This is a genomic window from Paenibacillus sp. EB106-05-06-XG162 (assembly GCF_058791655.1).
On sequence record NZ_JBYTDT010000010.1, the window covers coordinates 183,615 to 209,415 of the forward strand.

Genomic DNA, 25,801 nt, shown 5'->3' on the forward strand with positions numbered 1-25,801 from the left:
CGATGACTTAAGGAATCGGCTCGTTCGTCTATCGCTACTATTTATTATGGAAGAACACCATCTAGATTATGGAACCCCTTACGTTCCTCCCATAGCAGAAAAAAAGCACGAGCCGAGAGTGTTACCCTCTCTCAGCCCGTGCCACTGCACGTCTACGGTATCAATAATATTTTCCCCGTACTCATGCGACTCTCTAATAATCGATGCGCTTCTGCGCCTTCGGATAATGCGAATCGCTTCGGCTCTTCAAGATGCAGTCGACCGCTGCGAATTTCTTCGAACAATGCATTCGCACGCCGGATACGATCCGCGCGCGACGTCACATGATTCCACAAGTCTCCGCCTGTTAAGGTCTTCGAAGTATCCATCAGCATCCGAGGATCGATGAAAGCCGGATCTCCGCCCGCCATGCCATAAAAGACGACATTCCCTTTGATTCTAACCGCCGCGAAGCTATCCATTAAGGTGGAACCGACGGAGTCGTAAGCTACCCAAACGCCCTTCTCCCCTTGTGACCAACGGATCGCATCATCCACCCAATCACTGTCATACAGAAGCACTTCATTTGCCCCTGCTCGAAGTGCTACCTCTCGTTTGGCTGCGGAAGAGGTGAGCCCCAGCACACGTGCCCCTTTGCTAACGCCCAGTTGCATGAGGAGCTGCCCCACGCCGCCTGCTGCGGCATGGACGAGCATATCATCGCCAGGCTGCACCGCATAGCTGTCGTTCACGAGATAATGTGCTGTCATCCCTTGCAACAGTACCGATGCCGCTTGCTCGAAGGAAATGTTCGATGGCAGCGGAATGGCTTTGTCGACAGGAACTTGAACCAGTTCCGCATTGGCATAAGGCACATCAGCAAACGCGATACGGTCACCGGGCTGAATCCCCTGAACATCGTCAGCGACGCGTTCCACGATCCCTGCTCCCTCATAGCCGAGAATATAAGGCGGCTGCCCCGCCAAATGGTAATTGCCGCGTCTACGATAGACATCTGCGAAATTCAGACCGACAGCTCGCATCCGCACGACAATCGTACCTGGATCCAGAGCAGGATCTGGAATCTCCGTATATTGAAGGACCTCTGGTCCGCCAAATTGCTCAAATACCAATGCTCTCATGCTGTCTATCCTCCCGTCCTATCGAATAATGAGGTCTTGGTACCGCTCGTAATCCACCGTACGGCATTCTAGGACTAACTTCGTCCCCTCGTTCTCATAGCTGGTCTCCAGAATATTCGCATGCTCATTGAAGTAGGATACCAGATTTCCTTTATCATAAGGAATGATCATTTCGCACTTGATGTAGTCTTTAAAAATATGCTGACGAATCACCTGCACCAGCTCATCAATCCCGATCCGCGGCTTGGCAGCAAGGTATATACGATCTTCTTGAACGCTTGGAATCGGGAAGTCAATCAGATCGGATTTGTTATACGCATAAATGGTTGTAATGTCTTGCACACCGATGTCTTTGAGCGTATTGTTCGTAATCTCGATATGCTGCTCATGATTCGGGTTCGAATTATCCACGACATGAATGAGCAAGTCTGCCTCGGCCACTTCCTCCAAGGTTGAGCGGAACGCCTTCACGAGATGATGCGGCAGCTTACTGACGAAGCCGACGGTATCCGTGAGCAGGAACGATTTGTTATCCGGCAGTGGAATGTTCCGAATGGACGTCTCGAGCGTTGCGAACAGCATATCCTTCTCGAATACCTGCTTCGCGGCTGTAGGGTTGAATCGCTCGACGAGCGCATTCATTATCGTGGATTTTCCCGCATTCGTATATCCTACGAGGGAGACGACCGGCACATCGTTCTTCTTCCGCTGCTTGCGCTGCGTCTGACGGTGAGCGACTAATGACTCCAGTTCTTTATTAAGGACATTGATCTTCTCTTCGATCCGACGACGATCCAGCTCGAGCTTCGTCTCCCCGGCCCCTTTATTCTTCGTACCGACACCGCCGCCGCCCTGCCGACCCAACGATTCACGTAGGCCGACCAATCGCGGCAGCATGTATTGCAATTGGGCGACTTCAACCTGAAGCTGTGCTTCCTTGGTTTTGGCCCGCTGCGCGAAAATATCCAGAATTAGAATGGTGCGGTCAATCACCTTGCACTGCAGATCAGCTTCCAGATTCCGAATTTGCGAAGGTGACAGCTCATCATTGAAAATAACCATATTCGCCTGATGTGCTTCCATCTCCGCGATCACATCTTGAATTTTACCGGTCCCAATATAATGCGAAGACGTAACCCTCTGCAAATTCTGCGTGACTAAGCCTACAACCTCGACATCACAAGCCTCGGCCAAGTTCCCGAGCTCTTCCATGGAATATTCAAAATCTGTCTGGTGATTCAAATTGACTCCGACCAAAATTGCTCTTTGAATGAGTTGTTCCATATATTTATTCCTCCATTATTCACACAAAATAAAAAACACAGACTCATCGCCTGTGTTCATCGCTAACGGGTGGAGTTCAGCAAAGAAACCGGGCAGAATCCCGGGATATGCACAAAAAAAAGCACATCCCTGGTTCAAGACCAGTACATTTGCTCCTCGGGTAAGGATTATTGATTTGTCCATTGTTCCTACAATTGATTCCCTGTTACAAGGCAGACCAATCCCGTTCGCTCTGCACACACGCAGAGTCTTTGAGCACTATTCAGTTAGCGGCACAAAGCATTGAAACGTAATCTGACTGCGTAAATATTGTTCACAGGAAACCCTCCGTTCATTATTCGTTAATTTCGATTGTAGCATACACCTCTAACAGACACAAATAAAATCTGAAACCCTTGTCCCATATACCTTTCGATAGCAGTGTAATAGAACTTTTTATTCCTAGTAATTATAGTAGGGCTATCTAGAAACTAGTAAACTCGTATTAAGACACAATAAGGGCTGCCGTAAGTCATTTCTGGAATGGTTTACGGCAGCCCTTTACGATGTTTCAGCCTCTCTCAAACCTTTGCATTCCGAAGCGATAGAAGGATGTGCTCATGACCGTAATCACCGCCATGACCGTAAACAAGGTTGCACCGCCGAAATACATGAGCAGCATCCCGCCCACCCATGGTCCAAGGAAAAATCCAAGACTATTAAACGATTGTGCCCCATAATAAGCTCCTCGCATCTCATCCGGTGCCAATTCGTCCACGAGTAGATTTGAAGACGGGAAATTCAATACTTCGCCAAGCGTAAATACGGCCATAGACAGCAAGAACGTTACGGCATTCCATGAGAAGGCGAACCCGATATCGCCGAGCGCGAAGAGAATATTGCCCGCCGTGATAGCAACAAGTGGAGAGCGTTTCTCCGCCCACTTCGCTAGCGGAAGCTGGAAGGCGACAACAACAATCGCATTCACGCTCATGAGTAGCGCGAACAGCGTCACCCCATTCGCAACGCTATTATTCACGTACTGTGACAGCGTAACGGTCATCTGGGAATACCCAATTGCTCCGATAATTCCGCCGATCAAGTAGTATCTCAGCGTAACGTCTTTCCTAATAACATGCCATGTTGCCGCAATGGTGACCTTCGGTTTCTTGTCTCCTTCAATCTGCTTAATACCAAAAGCCATGAGCAATCCGTATAATACCACCGCATAGATGAAATAAATAAATCCTGTAATCAGAAAAGGTGTTGTTCCGCTGTGCATGCCGAAATATGCTCCCAGCAGCGGCCCCACCGCGACACCAATATTAATAGCTAAATAACGAAGCGAGAACATTTGAAACCGCCGTTCCTTCGGTGTCAAATCGGCCATCAACGCCTGAGAGACCGGTTCATAGAACGATCGGCATAATCCGTTCACCATATTTAACAACATAATAATAACCGGTGTCTTAAAGATGGAGAACCCGACGAACGCGAAGACCCAGCCAAACAATGCGGCCATCATAATAACCCGTCTGCCGAATCGATCGGATAATGCGCCGCCAATAAAACCGCCGAACATGCCAGCTAAGGACCCCGCGCCGATGACGAGTCCAATCATGACAGCACTCATGGACGTTGTTTTCGATAAATAAATCGCCAGGAACGGCATACTCATGGAAGAAGCTGCTCGTGCTAAGACCGTTCCGACAAGCAATGAATTGACGATGGGATGCTGCGAACGAAGTGTGTTATAACTGTTGGTCAATAATTGAATGAATCGTTTCACATGATCCCTCCTTGTAATGATAAGATTCTATTAAAATGTGGTAATCTATTATTTCCACAAATTGTTATCATAATTTATCAGAATTGGGATAGGGGTTCAAGTGCTTTTCGAAAAATCCAGAGATATTTTTGCTGCCTTCAAGTAACATGGTGGAAGATAGAGCCTAATAGAAAGAAGCGATAACAATGGCATTTGGCATAAAAAGAAAAGAATTGGAGCAATGGAAAGCTTCTGTCTCGCGTGGTGAGATAGCGTATATCACCCATTACTGGGTGGAGCCGCGTTTCCCTGGGATCACGACGATCACGAAGGTCGGCTGTGCGGATATGGATCGATTGCGAGCCTGGTGTGTAACACACAAACTACCGCCAGAGCGTATTCATCAACGGGATGCCTTCCCGCATTTCGATCTGATTGGACCACGGCAATACGAAATTCTGAAGCAGGAGCAGCTATGGGATCAAATCGAGCGCTTCAAGCTGCAGGCGTGGTACGAGCAAAATAAATAGCTAACGAATCGTAGCGTGCTTATTTGCGAAAAAGTGAGCTGTTTTTCGAACTAACGAATCACAGCAGCGTTATTGGGCCAAATTTGGGTGGTTAGAGGTGCTTTTTCTAGAAATAACGATGCTGGAGTTCGTTAGATGAGATTAGGCCTCATTTCTCGAGGAATAAGAACCGTACGATTCGTTAGCGAAATCATGCGAATAGGTAATCCGCTCGAACAATAAAAATGAGTGATTACTCACTTCTCATGATGACAGAAGTAACATATAATAGGGGTGTATTCGAAAATGAGTGATCACTCACTTTTATGAGGAGCGTGAATTCCTTGTCCAACATCTTAGAAATTCGCGATATATCCCGTTCTTTTCACGGGCGAACCGTCCTGCAATCGATCCATCTTCAGGTCGAGCGCGGCGAGCTTTTCGGCTTACTCGGGCCATCCGGCTCCGGGAAGACAACCTTAATCAAGTTAATGACCGGCATGGACCGTTCCGACAGCGGGGAAATTCATATCCTTGGCGAGAAAGTTCCGAAGCTCTCCCTCTTGAAGCGTATCGGTTACATGGCGCAATCGGATGCACTGTATAATGAGCTCACCGCTCGTCAGAATCTGCAATTTTTCGCATCCCTCTATGGACTGAGCGGGGCTAGAAGGAACGAACGGATCGATGCGGTACTACGTGTCGTCGATTTGCTCGATCATAAAGATAAGACCGTTGCAGCTTACTCCGGCGGCATGAAGCGACGGCTATCACTCGCGATCTCTCTCCTGCATGAACCGGAATTGCTCATTCTGGACGAACCGACAGTCGGTATTGATCCCGTGCTTCGGCAATCGATTTGGCAAGAGCTGCTCGCCTTGCGCGATCAGGGAACGACGATAATCCTCACCACACATGTCATGGATGAGGCAGACAAATGCGACCGTATCGGTCTCATTCGTGATGGTCACTTAACCGCTGTCGATTCTCCTGCAGCACTCAAAGAAAGAAGCGGTACAACGACGCTCGAAGATGCGTTCATTGTCCTTGGGGGAGGTGTCCTCGCATGAGAACGCGTGCATTAGCCTTACGAATCATTCGCCAGTTCCTTCGCGATAAGCGCACACTTGCGCTTATTTTCCTAGCGCCGCTGCTTATCTTAACGCTGCTGAACTTCATCTTCAACGGTCAGCCGATTACACCGAATATCGGTACTGTCCAGCTTCCCGCCCCGATCATCGAGCGGTTAAATGGCACAGATGCGAATGTTACAACCTATACCAATCAAGAGGAAGCGAAGCAAGCCCTAGAAGCTGGAGATCTCGATGCGATTCTATCACTTGCAGACGGCAAGCCTGACTTGATACTCGAAGGCAGCGACCCCTCGATGAATCAAGCGATTCTCCTTCGGCTTCAGAAGGTGATGCAAGCGAGCACGCCGACGATTCAACCGAGCATTACCTATTTGCATGGAAAAGAAGGCATGTCCTCGTTCGACTACTTTGGACCTGTCCTGATCGGATTCTTCTCCTTCTTCTTCGTCTTCCTGATCGCCGGCGTCTCCTTCCTGCGCGAACGCACGACAGGAACGCTCGAACGACTGCTTGCTACACCGATCCGGCGCTCCGAAGTCGTCGGCGGTTATCTACTAGGGTTCGGTATATTTACCTTGCTGCAAGCCACGCTTATCACGTGGTTCGCCATTGAAGTGCTCGGCATGTATATGGTCGGCAATTTTGGGCTCGTGCTCCTGATCAACCTGCTGCTCACCTTGACGGCACTGACACTCGGCACGCTGCTCTCCTCTTTTGCCAGCAGCGAGTTCCAGATCATTCAGTTCATTCCGCTCGTCATCGTCCCGCAAGTGTTCTTCTCCGGACTCTTCAATCTGGATGCAATGGCGCCTTGGCTGCAGAAGCTGAGTTATATCATGCCGCTCTATTACGGGGCTGATGCCATGCGAGGGATCATGATTCGCGGGGAAAGTATTGGCGACATTCAGCTCGATATCTATATCCTGCTTGGATTCTCGATCGTCTTCGCACTACTCAATATCGCAGCGCTGAAGAAGCAGCGTGCGATCTAATCTAGCAAGGAGTTGACCTATATGACCAAGTCGCTGGAGCCATGGATGGAGGAGCTCTTGCAAGGTGATCCTACCGCTCCACGAACCGCCAAGCAAGCGCGAATCTTCGAAGCAGCGATTGAAATATTCGCGGAGAAAGGCTATGCGGCATCTTCAACGAGCGAGATCGCCCAGCGGGCTGGCGTCGCGGAGGGAACGATATTCCGCCACTTTAAGACCAAGAAGGACCTGCTGCTCTCGATCGTCACGCCGGCCATGGTGAAGCTGCTCGCCCCCTTTCTCCTCCGAGAGTTCAAAGATGTACTCTCCAGAGATTATGATAGCTTCGATCAGCTCCTTCGGGCACTGATCGACAATCGCATTACATTCCTGCAGCAGAATCGCAGCTTGTTCAAAATTGTGGTGCAGGAGCTGCCCTTCCACCCCGATCTCCAGAAACAATTACAGCAGCTCGTCTTCAACGAGATGAAAGGACGATTCGAGAGAATTATTCATAAGCTGCAAGGCGAAGGAAAACTGATTGACCTTCCTTCCCTTACCATTATGCGGCTCAGCGCCTTCTCTATCTTGGGCTATGTACTGTTCCGTTCCATCTTGGAGCCCCAAGCAGGATCAGATTGGGATGACGCTCTCGAACGTGAAGCCACGATCCAATTTATTATGAAAGGGTTGGCCCCTTAACAAAAGACGGGCAGCTTCCCAGCATCACGCTGAGAAGCCACCCGTCTTTTCTTTTTCCATTTGTTATGATGTTATTGATTCACGGCCTTCATCGCTGGCTGTGTCACCGTCGAACGGCTAACCTTCTGTGGGAATTGCGGCAGCTCATTCACCGAGACAATCGCGTCTGTCTTCTTCTTCGGCTTCTTCCAATACGTTTCATTCCCCGGCAGGTCATCGAACCATGACGCATCCTTCGGACAAGGCAGCACCATAAATTTACCATAATGGTCATCTCTCGATTGATGATACTTCAAGTAAGCTTTTCCGTTCTCAATCGCGAGAATTTCGATTTTACCGGACGTATGACTCATCGATAGTCGGATTCTTTTACCGAGGCCGGATGTCTTCGCTTTGGCTTCTTCAACGAGGCGATACACCTGTTCGAGCGGCAGGACAAAATCCCGATTGCCCGCTACAGGGCGGTTAATGAAGAAGTAATACGGCGTGACCCCCGCCCAAGACAACTTATCGAGCAATTCCGCTAAGACATCAGCGTTATCATTAATGCCCCGAAGGATCGGGGTCTGATTCACGACGATCGCTCCAGCTTGATGTAACGCCTCAAACCCTCGTCTTGCTTCAGGCGTTATTTCACGCGGATGATTGATATGGGCCATCACATAGATCCGGCGATCACTGTTCGAGAATGTCCGAATGGTATCGAGCAGCTCCTCATCCTCATAGATGCGCATCGGATTGAACACGGGAATTTTGGAGCCGAGCCGAATAATCTTCACATGTTCAATGTCTCGCAATTGCTCAATAATCATTTTCAATTTGGGTGTTGCCAGAATCAAGCTATCTCCGCCCGTCAGGAGCACATTGTTAATCTCCGGATGCTGCCGAATATATTCGATGCCTGGACTCACATCCGACATGGCTTCTTTTACATCATTACGGAATAGACGTTTACGGAAGCAGTATCTGCAGTACGCACCACATACCTCGGACACGATGAGCAGTGCCGTCGTCTTATACTTATGCTGACAGCCCGGAACCACGTAATTCGTGTCCTCGTCGGACGCATCCCATCTACCGTATTCAGACAATTCTCCCTCATTCGGGATTACCAATTTCTTAATTGGGTCATTCGGGTCGTTCCAGTCAATCAGCTTCAAGTAATAATCATTCACGCGAAATACGAACTTCTCCGTTATTTGCTTCAACTTCGCCCGTTCTTGCTCCGGGATCTCCACAATTTTATCGATATTCGTGATATATTTCGGCTGTGCCATATGGTTGTTCCTCCTTGAAAGTCAGATTTATGGTAACGCTGTGTCCCTCCTCTCGCTTCAACATAAAAAATGACCCGCAGTCTGCAAGCGTAAGCATGTGCTTCGTCCTTGCAGGCAACCGGGCCTCTCTCGAATAGACGCAAAAAGACCCGGTTCAACGGGTCAGGGGTGCGGCAAAAGTGTCTATGATTGACCCATCCACTGCTGACGAGGTTAGCTGTCGGGCTCGGGAAAGATGGTTCCCTACAATACATCCTTGATTCGCCCCTAAAAATTGGTTCCCCCGCTTTCCGATCTCATATCCGGAAATTAAGCGTATTTCCATTTTACAACAATTTATCTTAGACAGTCAAATATTAAATCATCGTATATTTCAAGAAGTCACATTTCAACCTAACTGGCGCCGGAAATGCTGCGGTGTCGCATGGTAGACTTTCTTGAACATTTTCGCAAAATAGGAGAAGTTGCTGTATCCCAGCGATTTGGCAATATCCGAAATCGGCATCGACGAGGTAGCGATCAATTCCTTCGCTACCTTCATTCTTTCATTCAGAATGTAATCCGTGATCGATTCGCCCACATCACGCTTGAATAGCCTGGACAAATACGCAGGATTCAGATGCACATACTCCGCGAGCTGTTCTCTTGTAATCACTTCGCTCAGATGATCGGCGATGTAACGTTGAACTTGTTCAATCACTGAATCGTTCTGATGCAAGGAATGGGACACCAGCCCGATGAGCTTCAATGCCCAAGCATGCATCTGATCCAGCGTTCGAGGTGCGGCCCCGTTCAATTGCCCCTGCCCCTCATACAGCAGTTCATGGGCAGACAATCCGTTCTTATGAAGAATGTAATGAATCATCTGAAGAAATCCATGATTGAATGCCTGCAGTGCGTTCGCAGATAGTCTTGCGTCCGACCGGAACGCTGCAATACACCGCGCCAGCTCCCTCTCGATCTCTTCCCGCTTCCCCTGCTCGATCAGAATCGTCCAAGCAGAGAAGAGCGGCAGCTTCATCATGCCGGTCTTCTCCCGATTGCGCAAGAAGTACACTTGATTGGATTTATGCAAGTTGTTGTATTCCAGCTCGAGCAATTCATGATACATCTCGCTCACGTTAAATAACGAAGTGACTTCCCCAATATAGCAAGAGATTTGACAATTGAAGTACTGCTGACAAGACTGAATATACTCCTGGCACGCCTCGGACAGTCCTGCACTTCCGCTATGCCCCTCGTCCAAATAACGAATCACGACATTCACGCCCTGACGAGTCTGAATGACAACCCCATTCGCCTCATGCAGCAGCAGCTCGGACGCCCCCTTCCGAATCGCATACTCCATCATTTCTTCATCTCTTGTACTGAACTCCCGTTGCCATTCTTCAACACTAATAAGAAGAGGTAAAATCTTGATATCCGGTTTGATCGTCAGATCATGCTCCTCGAGCAAACTCTGCACATTGGTCGGTGTACAGGTAATGCGATTGGAGAGCACGTCATTCCAGAATTTATCGGCAATGAGCGGCTTCTTCTTCGTCCAGAGATCATAATAGGGCTTGTATTGTTCGCGCAGCTGCAGCAATTCCTTCTCCTGCTCAATCGATTGCAGCATCTTGGCCAAGGTCGACTGCAGCACTTCATACTCCACAGGCTTAAGCAAATAATCGAAGCTATCGAGCTGGACCGCTCGCTTCACGAAGCTGAAATCGGCATGTGCTGTCAAGAACACCGTCTCGGTCGCAGGCGAGTGTGCATTCACCCATTCAAGCAGCTCAATACCCGTCCCCTTCGGCATCTCGATATCGCAGATGAGAATATCGATCGGTGTGCGTTCGAATACCTTTATCGCTTCCCGCATGTTATAGGCTTCATGGACTTCCGATACTTGCAGCTCCTCCCAATTCACACCGCTCTTAATCCCCAGCACAGCATAAATCTCATCATCCACGATCAGCGCTCTATACATCGTTACCCCTCCCAAGGTCCACTATCATAAGAACTGAACTGCGTAAGCGTGCGATAAGGAAGTACAAGCCTCACTTTCGCGCCGGCACCCGGCTCATTCGCGAATTCAAGAACTGCCGCTTGCCCGAAAATATGTTTCAATCGATGATGCACATTCCAGATGCCGAGATGCTCATCCTGCGGCTGCGTGAAGTAACTTCCATTCTGCAGCGATTCAAGCGCCTCTTCAGGAAACCCGCTTCCATTATCCACAATGACGATTTCATATAAATCTGGCTCTGCTAAGGGAGCTATATGAATCTCCATGTGAAACGGACGATCCATAAAATCAAACCCATATTTGATCGAATTCTCAATGAAAGGTTGGATTAGCAGCGGCGGAATACAGGCTCTCTCCAGCCCCTCCGCAATATGGTACGAATACGTAACCCGCTCAGGGAAACGCAGCTGCTGAATCCGGATATAGCTCTCCATATGCTCCATTTCCTCCACAATCATCACAACGACCTGATTCGTCTTTGTCGCGAATCGGAAATATTTCACCAGATTCACGCACATGACCTGAATCAGCTTGTAATTCTTAATCTCAACCAAGTTGTAGATGATGTTGATCGAGTTTAGCAGAAAATGCGGATTGATCTGGAGCTGTAGATGCTTCAATTCTGCCTTATGCGCCTTAATTTGCTCCTCGTAGACGTTAATCTTCAACGCCTGAATTTCAGAAGCCATATCGTTATAAGCATCATTAATAATCGTGAACTCTCTCGTCTTCGGATTGTGCAGGCGGAAGGACCACTCACCTTGCTTGATCTTACGCATCCCGCGGATGAGGTTATTCATCGGCTTCAGCATGATGTCATTCAGGTAGATCAGATAAATAATCAACAGGAATCCGGCCAGAATCGGGATAATAAAAATAAAACTGCGGAACTTCGTTAGATTCTGCAATAGTTTCTCTTCCGGGATAAAGGCGCTTAACATCATATCCGTATCCTTAATTGGATTGCTGACGACGATATAATCCTCTTGCTGCAGCCGGAACCGTTGATAGGTGTCATTCATCCCGGCAAGGAGCGAGGCATCTAGCTTGGCTTGCTGAATGCCCTCTTTGTTCGTCATAATGTCGCCTTGTTCTGTCAGGAATGCCGAGAACCCCTCTTGTCCGAGGCCAATGAAGTCTAGCGGAATCATCAGGTTTCGTAATCGTACACAGGCTCCTAGATAGACACCCGACCCCGTATCCACAATGCGGACCAATGCATATTCGTTAAGAACCGGGATGACTTTCCATTCACGAAAATATGGACTGTCGGGCTTGGCATCCTGCAGCAGGCTGCCTAACGTCGATTGCAGCGCTTCCATTTCCTCATAGCTGGTCGCCTTCATCGCCGTATTAAAGAAATCTTTGTTCTGAATCGTATAGATAAATTCAAAATCAACGCCACTATTGAACCGATGGTCACGGTTCAAGATATTCAGAACACGTCCTTTATTGAGGAAATATTCATCCGGGTCATGAATCGACCGAGGCAGCGCGATAATATTCGGATCTTCAATCGCAAGGTTATAGAGCAAATTTACCTCACGGTTAAGTAGCGTCTGAATCTGATTCGAATAGAGAATAATCATATTCTTATTCGATTCAGCGACCTGCTCTCTCACTGTATTGGATGCATAGAAATTGTTATAGAGCAACAGCACCATCAGCGGAATCGCGAGGGTCATAAATCCGATAATTAGCTTAAATCGAAGAGATTGGCGTATACTCATAGATTTCCTCCCACTTCGGTCATGGATCTTCTTCATTAGACACGTAATCGATACTAATGTGATGATAGCACATAAGGAACCCCTCTCGGTTCACTTTTGCAAGCGCCCCGTGAAGGATTCCCTGTTATATTGTTAATTCATGCTTATTTTTGCGCGGCAGCCCACTCTTGCAGCTGCTTGTCGACCTCTGCCTTCACTTTGTCGAACCCAGCCGCGTCACGCTTCTCTTTCCATTTTGCAATCGTCTTCTCGGCATCCACCGCACCGGTTCCTAGCGATGCCTCGAACTCTTTATTGACGTTCTCGATCGCTGCCATTTCCGCTTTAACCGGTTCTTGATTGAACGCAAAGCCTAGAATAATGGACCGCTCCGAGCTGTCATTGAGCTTCTGGAATTGCTCCCATTTCTGCGGATCTTCATTTGCCCATAGGTAAGCGTTGAATTGGTTCCCGAACATCCAGCCGCCTGGGCTTGGATAGGCTTGTGTATCGGCATTAACGCCCTCTGGGAAGTCAATTACATTCTCCGACTTCTTCACGTAGTGCTTGCCTTCAACGCCCCAATCGAGCATATTCAGGAGCTTCTTATCCGTATAGAGCAAGTTCAAGAACATCATCGCTCTCGCTGGATCTTCTGAAGTACGGGAAATGCCGAGCATCGCGCCTTGTGCATCCCCTGTTGTTGTGAACGGAGCGGCTGTCTCCATTTGGACAACTTCAGTCCCCGACGTGAGGCTCATCTCTTTATCTTTGCCAGGCTTGAGGGATGATGCAACGGCGAACCCTTTGCCGGCTTTAATCATATTCATCGCTTGGTCCGTGTCGGACGTCAGAATATCTTTGTCGAACCATCCATTCTTATACCAGACATTCATCCGTTTATAGAAATCGATATATTTCGGATCTTCCAGCTTATCGATCGCTTTGATCTCTTTGCTGCCGCGCGCCACAGCGATGTGTGCAATAATATTGTCGTAGTTAGCCGCTTCCCAGACATTCGTGAATTTACGGCTAATGATCGGTGTTACGCCTGGCTCATTCGCTTTGATTGTGCCGAGCATTTTCTCTACATCTTCTATCGATTTAACCCCGTTAACATCGAATTTATATTTATCGACCAGCTTCTTGCTGAGTAAGAGTCCGAAGCCTTGTCCGAATTCTTTCTTGGTCGGCAATGCGTACAATTTACCGCCGATGCGCGAACCTTTGATGAAATCCGGGCCAAGCACGTCTGGAATATCTTTACCGTATTGATTCATCAAGTCATCCAGCTCAAGATATTGGCCTTTCGCCGCATCCCGAGGATAGTAGTACCAGCTCGCCGTGAACATCAGGTCGAACGGTTCATTGGAGATTTTCATCAAATTCGTCTTATCATCCCATGAACCCCACTCAATCGGCTTCAGTTCAATCGTTGCATTGATTTTCTCAGTCAAATATTTGCTCATTTCCTCTTGTACAACCGCTAGATCCTTCTGCGCTGTACCTGGGTAGACGAGCGTAATTTTATATGGTTTTAACTTCCCGTCTTCCGCCTTGCCTCCTGCTGCTGCTTGCTCATCCGTCCCCTTCGCACCACAGCCTGCGAGTGCAATCATACTAACTAACATCGTTAACATCGCGATTTTAAAAGATTTCTTCATAGCTTATGAATCCCCTCTCATCAGATCATTTCTATAGCAAGTCTCGAAATCGATTCGCATTTCCTATTGCTGCAAAATTGTTCATAGCGCGCTATCTTGCTGCGCACCATCCCCTCCTTTCAGCGAACTCGTTGTGAACTGTCTTAACCTTTGACAGCACCACTCGTAATGCCGCTGATGTAATATTTCTGGAAGAACGGGTATGCAAATAGTAAGGGCGCGATCCCAACGATGGCAAGTGCCATTCGAACCGTCTCTCGCGGCATCTTGGCGAGCAAATCTCCGGCCTGTGCCGAACTGCTTGATTTCATAATCAGATATTGAATATTGGTGAGTGTCTTCGTCATAAGATATTGGATGTTGTAGAGCTCCGGCTTATCGATGAAGAGCATGCAATTATACCAATCATTCCAATACGATAGTGTATTGAATAGACCAATCGTCGCCATGATCGGAAGCGATAGCGGCACGACAATTTTGAAGAAAATCATGATCTCACTGGCCCCATCAATCGTCGCCGACTCTACTACCGATTCCGGGATCGAATTCGCGAAGAAGCTTCGCATGAGCAGCACATTAAATGCGCTTAACAACAGATTCGGAATAATCATCGAGAGCAATGTATTTTTCATATCGAACATATTCACGTAAGTCATGTACCAAGGTACCATACCGCCGCTAAATAACATCGTGAAGAAAATGTAAAAGGACAATGTACGTCTAAAGGGCAAGCCCGATCTGGACAGCGGGTAAGCGAATAGCGCTGTAATCAGCAAGCTTACGGCCGTTCCAATCACCGTCGTGATCATCGTGACCCCATACGCCTTCGCGATCTCAGAGAAATCGTTGAATAAGAACGTATAGGCGGCAAAGCTGATTTTACTCGGAAATAAGGAATAACCATTCATGGCAATCGAATCTTCATCAGTAATGGAGACCATAAAGATCAAGGCAAAAGGAATCAACGATACGATCGTAAAGAGCCAGAAGAACAGATGAATCATCGAGGTGCTAAATATTTTTTTCTGCTGCAAGATAGATCCGTCCCTTCTCCTAGAATAGTGCATCCTGTTTATTCACACGCCTTACGGCTGCATTCGCAACCAAGATCAAGACAAAGCACGCAGCCGATTGATAGAATCCTGCCGCCGCTGACATCCCTATATCGCCAGAACTAATCATCGCCCGATACACGAACGTATCGATCGTATTCGTCGTTGGAATGAGCGCACCCGTATTCATTGGCACTTGATAGAAAAGTCCGAAATCGGAGCGGAGAATGCCGCTGACCGAGAGCAATGTCATCGTCGTGATGATCGGCGCAATGAGCGGCAGCGTAATGCGAGTCATCTGCTTCCATTTGCTCGCCCCGTCTATCGTAGCCGCTTCGTAGAATTCTTTGTCAATCCCGATGATCGATGCGAAATAGATAATCGATAGGTAACCGACGTTCTTCCACGCATTCACGATAATGAGGATATACGGCCAGTAGCCTGCCTCGCTGTACCAAGAGATCGGATCGACGTGGAACCATTTGACCAGAAGTCTGTTCACGAGGCCGCTCTCTGCGTTTAAGAAGCTGTACACCAAGTAGGCAACCACAACCATCGAGATAATATGCGGCAGCAAAAACGTACTTTGATAGAAGCGAGAGATGACTTTATCTTTAATCTCGTTAATCGTCAATGCCACAAATAATGCAAGAACTAGATTTAAGATGATAAAGGCAAAGTTATACAGGAATGTATTCCTCGTAATGACATAGGCCGTGTCCGAGTTGAATAGGAATTTGAAGTTATCGAGTCCCACCCAATCGCTTCCCCAGATGCCCTTCGCATAGTTCAAGTTCTTAAATGCGAGAATGACGCCATACATCGGAATATAGTTATTGATGAATAAATACACAACCCCTGGGAGCGTCATTAGCAGCAGCCATTTGTATTTCTTCAGGCTTCTGATGAAATGGCCTTGCTTCTTAGCCACCGCTTGGTGTGCTGACTTGTTCAGTAACGGAGCCGTCTCTGCAGCTTTCATGACTTCACCCTTTCGCTCATCTCAATCGTATACTCCGTCATTGTAATCCTCCGGCAGACCTGCTCACCACTAGAATGGTGACTTCCTTTTGCAACAATGGTGACATGTTGTAACGGCCATCGATTGTTATATTGACAGCGGTTACGCGACTCATTATGCTATAGGCGAAATGGTGTTTATCCATATTAAGGAAATACGACAACACTTACAGTAGAAGCGAAGCGCTACGAATCTCTATTCATCAAACCTAAAAGGAGGCCAATTGCCATGTTAATCTATCAAGTCGTTAGCACGAATGAATGGTTATTCTCGGATAGTGCAGTATCCAGCGATGGAACCCGCAGCATTTCTCTGATAGCTGCGCGCGGGAGCCGTGCCAGCTGTCAGATTCTCATCAATCACGTACCTGCGGAAACAGAGATTCGTTGGAGCTATAGACCGTCGTCTCAGGCTGGACTCGATGTGGAACTCTACCAAATGATCGATGTCCTCGTGAACGAGAATACAGGACCGGACGTCTCGACGGTGCCGGTGGGCACCCCTGTGGATTACGCGACTCGCCTCGCTCCGTTCCGCGTCTATGATGCGCTGCAGCCTGTCGGTCCTGCATTCTCGTCACGGTCGGCTACGGAAGCGCTGTATGTCAGTTGGGACATTCCTCTATCGCTAACCGCAGCGGACTATTCGGGTGTTCTCGAATTGTGGATTGGCGATGAACTGCTCGCGATTCCCGTGACGCTTCAGGTTGTTCATGCGAGCGTTCCCGAGCAAGCTACACTCTCGACGACGAATTGGATGTCGATCCATAATATCGCGAAGAAGCATCAGCTCGAATTGTGGTCGGAGCCCTTCTGGGCGATGGTCCGCAAATACGGCGTAGCGATGCGCAGAGCCAAGCAAACCCACTTCCTCGTGGGCCTCGAATTCATTCAAATTCAAGCTGTGGATGGACAGTATACCTTTGACTTCTCGCGTGCTAAGCGGTTGATCCGCCTGTTCCTCGAGTTTGGGTTTACTGGCATCGAGGGCGGACATGTCGCCGGACGGACAGATTGGAATGCGCCGAATTTCGTCTTGTCCTATGATAACAAGATCGACGCGACCGGATCCGAAGGGTTCGCCTTCCTCGCGCAATTCTTGACGGCATGGCATCAATTCCTAAGCGAACATGGCTGGTTAGGTATGACCATTCAGCATATCGCGGATGAACCGATCGAAGAATCCGCTGCGGATTTCCGGATATTGTCCGGCATCGTACGCAAGTTCATGCCAGGGGTTCCGCTGATTGAAGCGATGATCTATCCGGCGATCGAAGGCTCCATGGATATTTGGGTGCCGACGAATGAGGGCTTTGATAAACACCGTGAACACTTCGAACGCGTTCAGAAGTTAGGCGATACCGCCTGGTTCTACACCTGCTGGAATCCAGGCGGCAACTATTTGAACCGCTTCATGGACCTGCATCTCTTGAAGACGCGCTATCTGCACTGGGGGAATTACAAGTATGGCCTAACGGGTTATCTCCATTGGGGCTTCAATCAATATTTGGGTGACCAAGACCCGTATGAATTGACTTGTCCATTCCTTGCGCCGAGTGTCCATTCGCGCCGCGTCCCTGCAGGGGATACCCATATTGTCTATCCGGGTGCAGACGGACCGCTGCTCAGTATGCGACTGGAAGCGATGCGATCGGGTGTTGAAGATTATGAGTTGCTCCAGCAGCTTGCGGCATATAACCGCGAGGCGGCCGATGAAATCTTGAACACCTGCATGACCAGCTTCACGGAAGTGAATACCGATTTGTTCGTCTTCGATGAGGCCTATCGGAAGCTCCTCGAGACTTTGTCCTCCTATATTCAGCAGGATTCCAATGTGGAGGAGCGAGTGTAATGCGCAAACAACTCAAGTTCCGCGAGGACGGGACTTTCAAAATTGTACAGTTCACAGATACCGAGTTCTGCAATGGCGGAGACGATGAGCTTAAGATGGAAGCCATGATGCGACGGGTAATAGAAGATGAGGAGCCTGATCTGGTCGTCTATACCGGCGATGTCATTGCAAGCGGAGGATGTGCGGATGTCGCTCAAGCTTTTCGCAATGCTGCAGCCATCCCCGAGGAGATGGAGATTCCGTGGGCAGCCGTGTTCGGCAACCATGATTCCGAAGCCGCGAATGTGACGCGCGAGCAGCTCCACGCGCTGCAATTGACACATAAATATTGTTACGCCAAGCCAGATCCGCCGAATGTGCACGGCGTAGGCAATTATGTTCTAACGATTAACGATGATTCGCAGCAGCCTGCAGCGGCGCTGTATTTTCTCGATTCCGGCAGTTACTCGCCGCTCGAGTATTCGCGCCTTGGCTTCTACGATTGGATCCGCCGCAGCCAGATAGACTGGTACACGAACGAATCGTATCGTTTAACCGCCCAGCATGGCGGAGAACCACTGCCGTCACTCGGATTCTTCCACATCCCGCTTCCGGAGTACAATGACGTGTGGGACTTCTCGGTATGTTACGGCCAGAAGCTGGAAAAAGACATCTGTGCGCCATGGATCAATACGGGCTTCTTCGCCGCGATGATCGAGATGGGTGATATCATGGGCACATTCGTTGGTCATGACCACGCCAATGATTTCTGGGGAACGCTGCACGGCATCCGGCTCTGTTATGGTCGTACTTCACGCTACGCCGATCTGGATCAACCATTCTTGACCGGTGCGAGGGTGATTCAATTGACTGCTGGAGCGCGTGCGTTCGATACGTGGCTGCATTTGGAGGATGGCTCGATTGTACACAATCAGCCTGCCCATCAACCGGAAGGACGACAGGTACAAATCGGAACGAAATAACAACAGAGACCGAAGAACCCCACGTAATCGTGAAGTTCTTCGGTCTTTTAGCACGCTTGACAATTTCATCCAATCGTCCTATGATCTCTTTATGAATATAAAATAAAATTATTCACATAATCATAATTTGAGGTGAAATTCCATCTATGCCTAAAAAATTCAATGATCAAGAGAAAGAACTCATCCAACAGAAGCTGCTCAAGGCAGGGCAAACCAGCTTTCAAACCTTGGGTCTCAAAAAAACAAGTGTTGAAGATTTAACGAAGGCATCCGGGATTGCTCAGGGATCTTTTTATCTGTTCTATAAATCCAAAGAAGAACTCTGCTATGAGATTCTGCTGATGGAAGAAGCCTCGATTCGAGAAGAGCTGCTTCAATCGATCGCTTCGAATGCTGTGGTAACCCAAGAGAGTATTCGCGACTTTATGTTAGACGGATTTCGCCTCATGAGCGAGAACCCGCTTATTCGCCAAATGTATCTCGAAGGAGAATTCGAATACCTCCTCCGCAAGCTGCCGCATGAACTGCTCGAGCAGAACTATCGTGATGATCAAGATGCAATGATGCCCGTCGTTAAGAATTGGCAGGATAGCGGTATTCTAACGGATGTCGAGCCTGAACTCATCGTCAGCATGTTCCGGGCGATTGTCCTTTTGTCTCTGCATAAGAAGGAAATCGGCGAGCACAGCTATCACCCAACCATCGAACTTCTCGTGGACGTATTGGCAGAAGGCATGGTTGCGAGAAGTACAAGAAAGGACGGATCACAAGATGATTGACGTCGAACAATTGGAATACAGCTATCCGGGGATGAACAAAAAGACCCTGCAAGGCATCGATTTTTCGATTGCCCGTGGTGAAGTTTTCGGATTTCTCGGGCCTTCCGGGGCGGGCAAGAGCACAACCCAGAAAATATTAATCGGCGCGCTGCGCAACTACACAGGGAGCGTGCGAATCCAAGGCCAAGAAATACGTCATCTAGGTTCTGATTATTATGAGCGGATCGGCGTCGCTTTCGAATTCCCGAATTTCTACAGTAAATTTACAGCACTTGAGAATTTGAAGCTGTTCCAATCGTTGTACCGAGCATCCAAAGACGATCCGATGGATTTACTCGATAAAGTTGGGCTCGATCAGGCCGCCCATATGAAAGTGTCCCAATTCTCGAAAGGCATGAAAATGCGGCTGAACTTCTGCCGGTCCATTCTCCATCATCCCGACATCCTATTCCTCGATGAACCCACTTCGGGGCTCGATCCGCTCAATGCCAAGATTATGAAAGATCTGATCTTAGAGCAGAAGGCTGCTGGGACTACGGTGCTGATCACGACGCATAACATGCATGCGGCCGAAGAACTATGTGATCGAGTGGCTTTTATCGTGGATGGACAAATTCCGCTCATTGATTCGCCGCGAGCCCTGAAGCTTCATCATGGGCAGCAACGAGTTCGGCTCGAATACACGAATTCAGATGAGAAACATATCGAGGAATTCCCGACCCATGACCTAGGGGACAATGAACGATTCCTACAGTTGATTCGACAGCATCCCATTGAGACGCTGCATTCCCTGGAAGCAACACTCGATCAGATCTTCATTGACGTGACAGGGAGAACATTGGTATGAGATGGGGCAGCGCACTTGCACATGATATTCGGTTCCAATGGCGGCACGGTTTCTATGGGGTATACATTCTCGTCTGTCTTCTCTACCTGCTACTGCTGCATTTCGTTCCTGCAGATAACCAAGCATCCATCGTGATTCTGCTCACCTTCTCGGATCCAAGCGCAGTCGGTTTGATTCTAGCTGGAGGCATCATTTTACTGGAAAAGGATCAAGGCATACACCACCATCTCTTCGCCACCCCACTTCGGCTGCAAGAATATTTGATTGCCAAAGCCCTGTCCATCTCGGTCTTATCGGCCAGCGCCGCATGGGTGATTCACGGCTTCTCGATCGGTGTACCCACGTCGCCAATCCTATTCACGCTCAGCATTCTGCTCTCATCCAGCTTCTTCACCTTCTTATCCATCGGCGTCGTCTCGCACGCTCGATCCATTAATGGGTTTATCCTGCTCTCACAAGTCTATGCCCTGCCATTTGCATTGCCGCTGCTCTATTTCTTCGGCATCGGCCGCGAGAGCTTGTACTTGATCTTCCCGACGCACGGATCGCTTCTTCTGCTTCAATCGGCGCTCAGGCCACTATCATGGCGGGAGATCGTCTATGCCCTAGCCATTCTGATCGTATGGAATGGGATCGCCTTTCTCTGGGCACAGCGATCCTTCGAACGCCGGATTTTGCAAAGAATAGGCGAAAGGAGGGATGGACGATGAGGAACTATTATCCGCTGCTCGTTCAGGATACCCGGCAGACGTTCAAGGACCCGATGCTGATGGCCAGTCTATTCGGCCCTCTTGCCGTCATCTTATTCGCTCGATTTGGCTATCTCCCGTTATCGGAGTGGATCGAGCTGCACTATGACTTTCGCTTAGCAGACTACACCGAGTTCATTGCGACATTCCTGGTCGTCGCCATCCCGCTCTTGCCCGGTACGATGGCGGGGCTGCTCATGCTCGATGAACGCGATGAGAACATGATCAGTTACTATGCCGTGACGCCGCTTGCCCGCCAAGGCTACTTCATCTATCGTTTATTTCTGCCCAGCCTGTTGGCATTTGTATTAACGGCCTCCTTCTATCTATTCTCTGGGCTCGCAGACAAGGGACTAGGCAGTCTATACGCGCTGATTCTGCTTACCCTTGAGGCGCCATGCCTTACGTTGTTCCTTGCCGCCTTTGCTGCGAATAAAGTGGAAGGGCTGGCACTCTCCAAGCTGTGCGGGCTGTTATTCGCCGGACCTGTCGTGGTCTCATTCGTTCCACTCCCGTGGCAGTACGCTGCCGTGTGGCTACCGACATTCTGGCCAGCCAAAGCGCTGCTCACAGACCTCGCAGGCGAACCCGTTCGATCCACGATCATCTTCGTCATCGGGCTGGTGCTGCATCTAATCCTCCTGCAAGGCTTAGTTCGCGTCTTCCTGCGACGAATCGATTAAGCTATATACAGCAAACGACCGCTCCCTTGATCCAAGGAGCGGTCGTCTGCTTATTCGTCCCATTGTACGCGCTGCAATAATCGATATCTCATCAGCGCCAGTATAAACTCCTCGTAGAAGTCCTGCCGCACAATGAATTGATACTCGTGATTTTTGTACACATAAGAATACACATCACTTAATATCTCATTCTGCTCGAATCGCCCCTGAACCCGTTTGATCGCCGCATCAATCACATCGCCGCCTAAGGCCCGAATGCGGAATTCCATATCCTGTTCATTGGCACTCTCGCGAATCTCAATGATGCTCGAATCGTACGTGTAGGTTAACATATCGAATCCGTCCTTTCTTTCGCTACATTAAGTATCTGACGTATAAGTAAATACTCGATAGTACAATCGATAGAATCATCAGCGGGAAGCCGATCTTCAAATATTTCATGAATGAAATCGGATAACCTTCTTTGCCTGCAAGCCCTGCCACGATTAGATTGGCGCTAGCACCGACCAATGTACCATTCCCGCCGAGGCAAGCTCCGAGCGCTAGACTCCACCACAACGGCTCCAGATTCGTAATCCCCATTGTCCCCATATCTTGAATCATCGGAATCATCGTAGCGACGAATGGGATATTATCGAGGAAGGCCGATGCGATGGCGCTTAACCATAAGATGAGCATCGATGTCATCAACGGGTCTCCTCCGGTCAGTTCAATAGCTTGCTCCGCTAACTTCGCAATCACCCCTGTCTCGACAAGGCCGGATACAAGCACGAACAATCCGATGAAGAAGAACAGTGTCGTCCATTCCACATGCTGCAAGGCTTCTTCGAGCATATGCTCGCCCGTGATCAAGAGGAGCAAGAACGCCCCGGCCAAGGCAACCGTCGCGGATTCCAGATGAACCAGCTGATGCAGGAAGAACCCGATAATCGTCAACCCAAGAACCGTCAGACATTTATAGAGCAGCTTCCGGTCCGTAATCATAGTCCTTTCATCCATCTCCATAATGCGCTGCTGAAGTTCTGGTGTTGATTGAATCTTCTTCCCGAACATCCATAAGAAGATGGGCAGATAAGCAACCAAAATGATGATGGCAATCGGCGCTAAATTGCTGATAAACGAGACGAATGTTAACTCCTTCACCGCACTCCCGATCATGATATTCGGTGGATCCCCGATGAGCGTAGCCGTCCCCCCTACGTTCGACGCAATAATCTGCGTGATGAGGAACGGAAGCGGATTGATCCGAAGCTGTCTTGTAATGCTAAGCGTCACAGGAACCATGAGCAATACGGTTGTGACGTTATCAAGGAAAGCGGAACTCACCGCCGTAATCACGGCGAGCGCGATCATAATTCGTTTCGGTTTCCCTTTGGAGACTTTGGCCGCCTTGAGTGCAATATACTTGAACAGCCCCGTCTTCGACGTAATGCCGACGATAATCATCATACCCACCAATAACCCCAGTGTGTTGAAATCAATATGGTGGATCGCCGTATCCTGGTCCACAATCCCGAGCGTGATCATGAGGATGGCCCCAATCATCGCCAAGATCGTACGATGAATTTTCTCCGAAATAATAAGTGCATAAATAACTAGGAAAATACCGATAGCCCAAATCGCTTGTTGCTCCATGTCTTTCTTTTCCCCCTATCCATTATTATGGTTTACATAATTTACCATTTTATGCACACAAAAAGAGCCTGTTGGTGACAGGCTCCTCCGAACATCCCTATGTGCAATTTAAGTCTTTAGATTTATTAAATATACATGGTTTAGATTCACGTGTAAAGAATTTCCCAAAGATTCGGACATAAACATCATTCACGCACGGAACAATATACCCCATTTATTTTCCCCTTAGCTTGGCCTGAACTCCCTAACTTCAACGCATCCCGAACCGGCTTGGCTGGGCGATTCACCAAGGTAATGCCGATCCCTGTGCAGAGCCCTCCCGCAATGACATACCAATGAATAGTCTCGCCTAGAATGAGTGCTCCCGACAGTATACCGAAGAGCGGGACAAGGAACATAAACGTGCTTGCCTTCGAAGGGCTGTAATGCTTGAGCACGTAGAACCAGGGCAAGAACTGAAAGATCGAGCTGAAGCAGATCATCCAGATCAGCACGGTCAGGGTTAGCCCCCATGAGTTACCGTTGCTCGCAAGGTGCAGATAAGGCTGCTCAAGGGTCAGACTAGCCAATAAGAGTACAACCCCTGCGAACAGCATTTGATACGCCGTTAATACCCAGGTGTCCATCGCTTGGCTCCATCGAGACGCTACTAATGTGCCGAAGCCCCAGAACATCCCGGCGAGCAGCGCATAAATCGTCCCTTCATTCATCTGCATGTTAAAGTTCTGTGTAACGATGACGCCCATAAACCCGATGACAACGCCCGCCCATTGTACCACCCGATAACGTGCTCCGAAGAAGAGAAACGCGAACAGAATCGTCCAAATCGGATTCGTCGACGACAGAATCGCCGATGTGCTCGCGGAAATCGTGTGCAGACTGAGGTAAATAAACGTCATGACCAAGATCGTCTGAAAGAGACTTACCCCAGCCACTTGCAGCCATTGCTTCGCGGCCCGCGGATGTTGCCGGCGAATGACAAAGGGCAGTAGGAGCAGACCCGAACCAATGAACCGGATCGCGAGCAGCAGGAACGGAGAAGCTACATCCAGTCCCAGCTTCGCCATCGTATAATTCAATCCGCCGACCACCGTAGTTAGTAGAATACATATACCAATCAATCCTTTATTCATTAACGCTCCTCATTTCTGTTCCATCATTTTTCTTGATTTTACAAGCGAATAACCATCATGTAAAATGAAAATAAAAGATGTTAAAAATCACTTTTTCTGATGGATGAGGAGAGATCAGACAGATGGAGAGCGGAGATCTGCGAATATTTCAAGCTGTAGCACGCGAAGGAACGATTACAAAAGCCGCCAGTTCGCTCGGCTATGTGCAGTCGAACGTTACCGCCCGCATTCAACAGCTGGAACAGGAATTGAATACGTCCTTATTCCATCGGAGCAAGCGCGGGATGATCTTAACAACAGCTGGCCAGACTTTGCTGGGCCACGCTGACAAAATTCTATCGCTGCTCGATGTGGCACATAAACAAATGTTAGATAACGATATTCCGAGCGGCTCGCTGAAGCTGGGTTCCATTACGACGGCAGCTGCCGTCCATTTGCCTTCCCTGATGCTGAACTACCGCAGGCAATACCCGGATGTGAAGCTATCGCTGCTTAGCTCGAATACGAATGATCTGATCGAGAAGGTCCTTCGCTATGAGCTGGATGGAGCCTTCGTGAACGGACCCTTGCCCCATGCCGAGCTGGAACAAATCCCGGTTTTCCCCGAGGAGCTTGTCCTCATCTCCGAGCCAGGTGCTAACAAGCTTAGCGATGTGCTGATGGAGCCCATGCTATTCTTCAGCGTGGGTTGTTATCATCGCGGTACGATGGAGAGTTGGCTGCGCGAGGAAGGGCTCCCTGTGCCCGAGATCATGGAATTCGGAACCTTGGAGGCGATTCTCGGCGGCGTAGCTGCAGGCCTCGGCACAACCATCGTCCCTCGATCTGTCATTCGTCGCAAGGAAATGGAAGGCTCGGTGCAGGTCCATCCCCTTCCCGATCATTACCGCCATGTGACCGTACAGTTCATCTATCGACGGGATCATTTCAAGACAAGCGCGTTCCATAAATTCATCGAATTATTGCAGCAAAAAGCCTGAAGACTCATACGATGAGTTTC

At 48.9% G+C, this 25,801-nt stretch carries 23 protein-coding genes and 1 riboswitch; of the genes, 11 read left to right on the forward strand and 12 right to left on the reverse strand.

Annotated features, from left to right (window positions below):
• Positions 1–152: 152 nt before the first annotated feature.
• The 3 genes from AC3WU2_RS20515 to AC3WU2_RS20525 all read right to left on the reverse strand — a co-directional run bounded on the left by AC3WU2_RS20515 (position 153) and on the right by AC3WU2_RS20525 (position 4,173).
• Positions 153–1,121, reverse strand: a complete 969-nt coding sequence (locus AC3WU2_RS20515) for a quinone oxidoreductase family protein (RefSeq protein ID WP_492456916.1) — start codon at positions 1,119–1,121, stop codon at positions 153–155.
• Between the two features lie 18 nt (positions 1,122–1,139).
• A complete protein-coding gene (gene hflX, locus AC3WU2_RS20520) occupies positions 1,140–2,405 on the reverse strand; it encodes a GTPase HflX (RefSeq protein ID WP_492456917.1) in 1,266 nt (421 codons plus the stop codon).
• A gap of 550 nt (positions 2,406–2,955) precedes the next feature.
• Positions 2,956–4,173, reverse strand: coding sequence for an MDR family MFS transporter (locus tag AC3WU2_RS20525; protein WP_492456918.1), 1,218 nt, complete (start codon positions 4,171–4,173; stop codon positions 2,956–2,958).
• Between the two features lie 185 nt (positions 4,174–4,358).
• Between AC3WU2_RS20525 and AC3WU2_RS20530 the strand changes: the two genes are divergently transcribed.
• The 4 genes from AC3WU2_RS20530 (at position 4,359) to AC3WU2_RS20545 (ending at position 7,428) form a co-directional block, all read left to right on the forward strand.
• The gene (locus tag AC3WU2_RS20530; protein WP_492456919.1) at positions 4,359–4,682 is read left to right on the forward strand and encodes a hypothetical protein; all 324 of its coding nucleotides are present in this window, start codon (positions 4,359–4,361) and stop codon (positions 4,680–4,682) included.
• Between the two features lie 305 nt (positions 4,683–4,987).
• Positions 4,988–5,731, forward strand: a complete 744-nt coding sequence (locus tag AC3WU2_RS20535) for an ABC transporter ATP-binding protein (RefSeq protein WP_379351233.1) — start codon at positions 4,988–4,990, stop codon at positions 5,729–5,731.
• Positions 5,728–6,747 (forward strand): ABC transporter permease, encoded by a 1,020-nt coding sequence (locus AC3WU2_RS20540; protein WP_492456920.1) that lies wholly within the window; start codon positions 5,728–5,730, stop codon positions 6,745–6,747. The genes AC3WU2_RS20535 and AC3WU2_RS20540 overlap by 4 nt, the downstream gene beginning before the upstream one ends.
• 21 nt (positions 6,748–6,768) lie before the next feature.
• Positions 6,769–7,428, forward strand: a complete 660-nt coding sequence (locus AC3WU2_RS20545) for a TetR/AcrR family transcriptional regulator (RefSeq protein ID WP_492456921.1) — start codon at positions 6,769–6,771, stop codon at positions 7,426–7,428.
• Between the two features lie 71 nt (positions 7,429–7,499).
• On the opposite strand, the gene AC3WU2_RS20550 is transcribed toward AC3WU2_RS20545, so the two are convergent.
• The 6 genes from AC3WU2_RS20550 to AC3WU2_RS20575 all read right to left on the reverse strand — a co-directional run bounded on the left by AC3WU2_RS20550 (position 7,500) and on the right by AC3WU2_RS20575 (position 16,123).
• A complete protein-coding gene (locus AC3WU2_RS20550; RefSeq protein WP_492456922.1) occupies positions 7,500–8,705 on the reverse strand; it encodes a KamA family radical SAM protein in 1,206 nt (401 codons plus the stop codon).
• Between the two features lie 187 nt (positions 8,706–8,892).
• A riboswitch (cyclic di-AMP (ydaO/yuaA leader) is annotated at positions 8,893–9,031 on the reverse strand.
• A 62-nt stretch (positions 9,032–9,093) separates the two neighbouring features.
• On the reverse strand, positions 9,094–10,677 hold the full coding sequence (locus AC3WU2_RS20555) for a response regulator transcription factor (protein WP_492456923.1): 1,584 nt from the start codon (positions 10,675–10,677) through the stop codon (positions 9,094–9,096).
• A gap of 2 nt (positions 10,678–10,679) precedes the next feature.
• On the reverse strand, positions 10,680–12,446 hold the full coding sequence (locus tag AC3WU2_RS20560) for a cache domain-containing sensor histidine kinase (RefSeq protein ID WP_492456924.1): 1,767 nt from the start codon (positions 12,444–12,446) through the stop codon (positions 10,680–10,682).
• 143 nt (positions 12,447–12,589) lie between these two features.
• On the reverse strand, positions 12,590–14,089 hold the full coding sequence (locus AC3WU2_RS20565) for an ABC transporter substrate-binding protein (RefSeq protein WP_492456925.1): 1,500 nt from the start codon (positions 14,087–14,089) through the stop codon (positions 12,590–12,592).
• Between the two features lie 143 nt (positions 14,090–14,232).
• The gene (locus tag AC3WU2_RS20570) at positions 14,233–15,123 is read right to left on the reverse strand and encodes a carbohydrate ABC transporter permease (protein ID WP_492456926.1); all 891 of its coding nucleotides are present in this window, start codon (positions 15,121–15,123) and stop codon (positions 14,233–14,235) included.
• A 19-nt stretch (positions 15,124–15,142) separates the two neighbouring features.
• Positions 15,143–16,123 carry an ABC transporter permease gene (locus AC3WU2_RS20575; protein WP_018757354.1) on the reverse strand — a complete coding sequence of 327 codons (981 nt, stop codon included), beginning with the start codon at positions 16,121–16,123 and terminating at the stop codon, positions 15,143–15,145.
• 267 nt (positions 16,124–16,390) lie between these two features.
• Here AC3WU2_RS20575 and AC3WU2_RS20580 point away from each other — a divergent pair, with 267 nt between their 5' ends.
• The 6 genes from AC3WU2_RS20580 (at position 16,391) to AC3WU2_RS20605 (ending at position 22,033) form a co-directional block, all read left to right on the forward strand.
• On the forward strand, positions 16,391–18,013 hold the full coding sequence (locus AC3WU2_RS20580; RefSeq protein WP_492456927.1) for a DUF4091 domain-containing protein: 1,623 nt from the start codon (positions 16,391–16,393) through the stop codon (positions 18,011–18,013).
• Positions 18,013–18,975, forward strand: coding sequence for a metallophosphoesterase family protein (locus AC3WU2_RS20585; protein WP_492456928.1), 963 nt, complete (start codon positions 18,013–18,015; stop codon positions 18,973–18,975). Before AC3WU2_RS20580 ends, AC3WU2_RS20585 begins: the two co-directional genes overlap by 1 nt.
• Before the next feature lie 146 nt (positions 18,976–19,121).
• A complete protein-coding gene (locus tag AC3WU2_RS20590; RefSeq protein WP_492456929.1) occupies positions 19,122–19,754 on the forward strand; it encodes a TetR/AcrR family transcriptional regulator in 633 nt (210 codons plus the stop codon).
• A complete protein-coding gene (locus AC3WU2_RS20595; protein ID WP_492456930.1) occupies positions 19,747–20,601 on the forward strand; it encodes an ABC transporter ATP-binding protein in 855 nt (284 codons plus the stop codon). Before AC3WU2_RS20590 ends, AC3WU2_RS20595 begins: the two co-directional genes overlap by 8 nt.
• Positions 20,598–21,311: a fluoroquinolone export ABC transporter permease subunit gene (locus tag AC3WU2_RS20600; RefSeq protein WP_492456931.1), complete on the forward strand. Its 714-nt coding sequence runs from the start codon at positions 20,598–20,600 to the stop codon at positions 21,309–21,311. The genes AC3WU2_RS20595 and AC3WU2_RS20600 overlap by 4 nt, the downstream gene beginning before the upstream one ends.
• Positions 21,308–22,033: an Rv2686c family ABC transporter permease subunit gene (locus tag AC3WU2_RS20605; RefSeq protein WP_492456932.1), complete on the forward strand. Its 726-nt coding sequence runs from the start codon at positions 21,308–21,310 to the stop codon at positions 22,031–22,033. Before AC3WU2_RS20600 ends, AC3WU2_RS20605 begins: the two co-directional genes overlap by 4 nt.
• Before the next feature lie 50 nt (positions 22,034–22,083).
• Here AC3WU2_RS20605 and AC3WU2_RS20610 read toward each other — a convergent pair whose 3' ends face one another.
• The 3 genes from AC3WU2_RS20610 to AC3WU2_RS20620 form a co-directional block, all read right to left on the reverse strand.
• The gene (locus AC3WU2_RS20610; RefSeq protein ID WP_492456933.1) at positions 22,084–22,365 is read right to left on the reverse strand and encodes a hypothetical protein; all 282 of its coding nucleotides are present in this window, start codon (positions 22,363–22,365) and stop codon (positions 22,084–22,086) included.
• Positions 22,366–22,387: 22 nt separating this feature from the next.
• A complete protein-coding gene (locus tag AC3WU2_RS20615) occupies positions 22,388–23,668 on the reverse strand; it encodes an ArsB/NhaD family transporter (protein ID WP_018757346.1) in 1,281 nt (426 codons plus the stop codon).
• Positions 23,669–23,853: 185 nt separating this feature from the next.
• The gene (locus AC3WU2_RS20620; protein ID WP_492456934.1) at positions 23,854–24,801 is read right to left on the reverse strand and encodes a DMT family transporter; all 948 of its coding nucleotides are present in this window, start codon (positions 24,799–24,801) and stop codon (positions 23,854–23,856) included.
• Positions 24,802–24,923: 122 nt separating this feature from the next.
• On the opposite strand from AC3WU2_RS20620, the gene AC3WU2_RS20625 reads away from it, so the two are divergent.
• Positions 24,924–25,781: a LysR family transcriptional regulator gene (locus AC3WU2_RS20625; protein ID WP_492456935.1), complete on the forward strand. Its 858-nt coding sequence runs from the start codon at positions 24,924–24,926 to the stop codon at positions 25,779–25,781.
• Positions 25,782–25,801: the final 20 nt, after the last annotated feature.

Bases quoted from the DNA above. Each gene is read 5' to 3' on its own strand.
- AC3WU2_RS20515 (WP_492456916.1), bottom strand. From the start codon at position 1,121: ATGAGAGCATTGGTATTTGAGCAATTTGGCGGACCAGAGGTCCTTCAA.
- hflX (WP_492456917.1), bottom strand. From the start codon at position 2,405: ATGGAACAACTCATTCAAAGAGCAATTTTGGTCGGAGTCAATTTGAAT.
- AC3WU2_RS20530 (WP_492456919.1), top strand. From the start codon at position 4,359: ATGGCATTTGGCATAAAAAGAAAAGAATTGGAGCAATGGAAAGCTTCT.
- AC3WU2_RS20535 (WP_379351233.1), top strand. From the start codon at position 4,988: ATGAGGAGCGTGAATTCCTTGTCCAACATCTTAGAAATTCGCGATATA.
- AC3WU2_RS20540 (WP_492456920.1), top strand. From the start codon at position 5,728: ATGAGAACGCGTGCATTAGCCTTACGAATCATTCGCCAGTTCCTTCGC.
- AC3WU2_RS20545 (WP_492456921.1), top strand. From the start codon at position 6,769: ATGACCAAGTCGCTGGAGCCATGGATGGAGGAGCTCTTGCAAGGTGAT.
- AC3WU2_RS20550 (WP_492456922.1), bottom strand. From the start codon at position 8,705: ATGGCACAGCCGAAATATATCACGAATATCGATAAAATTGTGGAGATC.
- AC3WU2_RS20555 (WP_492456923.1), bottom strand. From the start codon at position 10,677: ATGTATAGAGCGCTGATCGTGGATGATGAGATTTATGCTGTGCTGGGG.
- AC3WU2_RS20560 (WP_492456924.1), bottom strand. From the start codon at position 12,446: ATGAGTATACGCCAATCTCTTCGATTTAAGCTAATTATCGGATTTATG.
- AC3WU2_RS20565 (WP_492456925.1), bottom strand. From the start codon at position 14,089: ATGAAGAAATCTTTTAAAATCGCGATGTTAACGATGTTAGTTAGTATG.
- AC3WU2_RS20575 (WP_018757354.1), bottom strand. From the start codon at position 16,123: ATGAAAGCTGCAGAGACGGCTCCGTTACTGAACAAGTCAGCACACCAA.
- AC3WU2_RS20580 (WP_492456927.1), top strand. From the start codon at position 16,391: ATGTTAATCTATCAAGTCGTTAGCACGAATGAATGGTTATTCTCGGAT.
- AC3WU2_RS20585 (WP_492456928.1), top strand. From the start codon at position 18,013: ATGCGCAAACAACTCAAGTTCCGCGAGGACGGGACTTTCAAAATTGTA.
- AC3WU2_RS20590 (WP_492456929.1), top strand. From the start codon at position 19,122: ATGCCTAAAAAATTCAATGATCAAGAGAAAGAACTCATCCAACAGAAG.
- AC3WU2_RS20595 (WP_492456930.1), top strand. From the start codon at position 19,747: ATGATTGACGTCGAACAATTGGAATACAGCTATCCGGGGATGAACAAA.
- AC3WU2_RS20600 (WP_492456931.1), top strand. From the start codon at position 20,598: ATGAGATGGGGCAGCGCACTTGCACATGATATTCGGTTCCAATGGCGG.
- AC3WU2_RS20605 (WP_492456932.1), top strand. From the start codon at position 21,308: ATGAGGAACTATTATCCGCTGCTCGTTCAGGATACCCGGCAGACGTTC.
- AC3WU2_RS20610 (WP_492456933.1), bottom strand. From the start codon at position 22,365: ATGTTAACCTACACGTACGATTCGAGCATCATTGAGATTCGCGAGAGT.
- AC3WU2_RS20615 (WP_018757346.1), bottom strand. From the start codon at position 23,668: ATGGAGCAACAAGCGATTTGGGCTATCGGTATTTTCCTAGTTATTTAT.
- AC3WU2_RS20620 (WP_492456934.1), bottom strand. From the start codon at position 24,801: ATGAATAAAGGATTGATTGGTATATGTATTCTACTAACTACGGTGGTC.
- AC3WU2_RS20625 (WP_492456935.1), top strand. From the start codon at position 24,924: ATGGAGAGCGGAGATCTGCGAATATTTCAAGCTGTAGCACGCGAAGGA.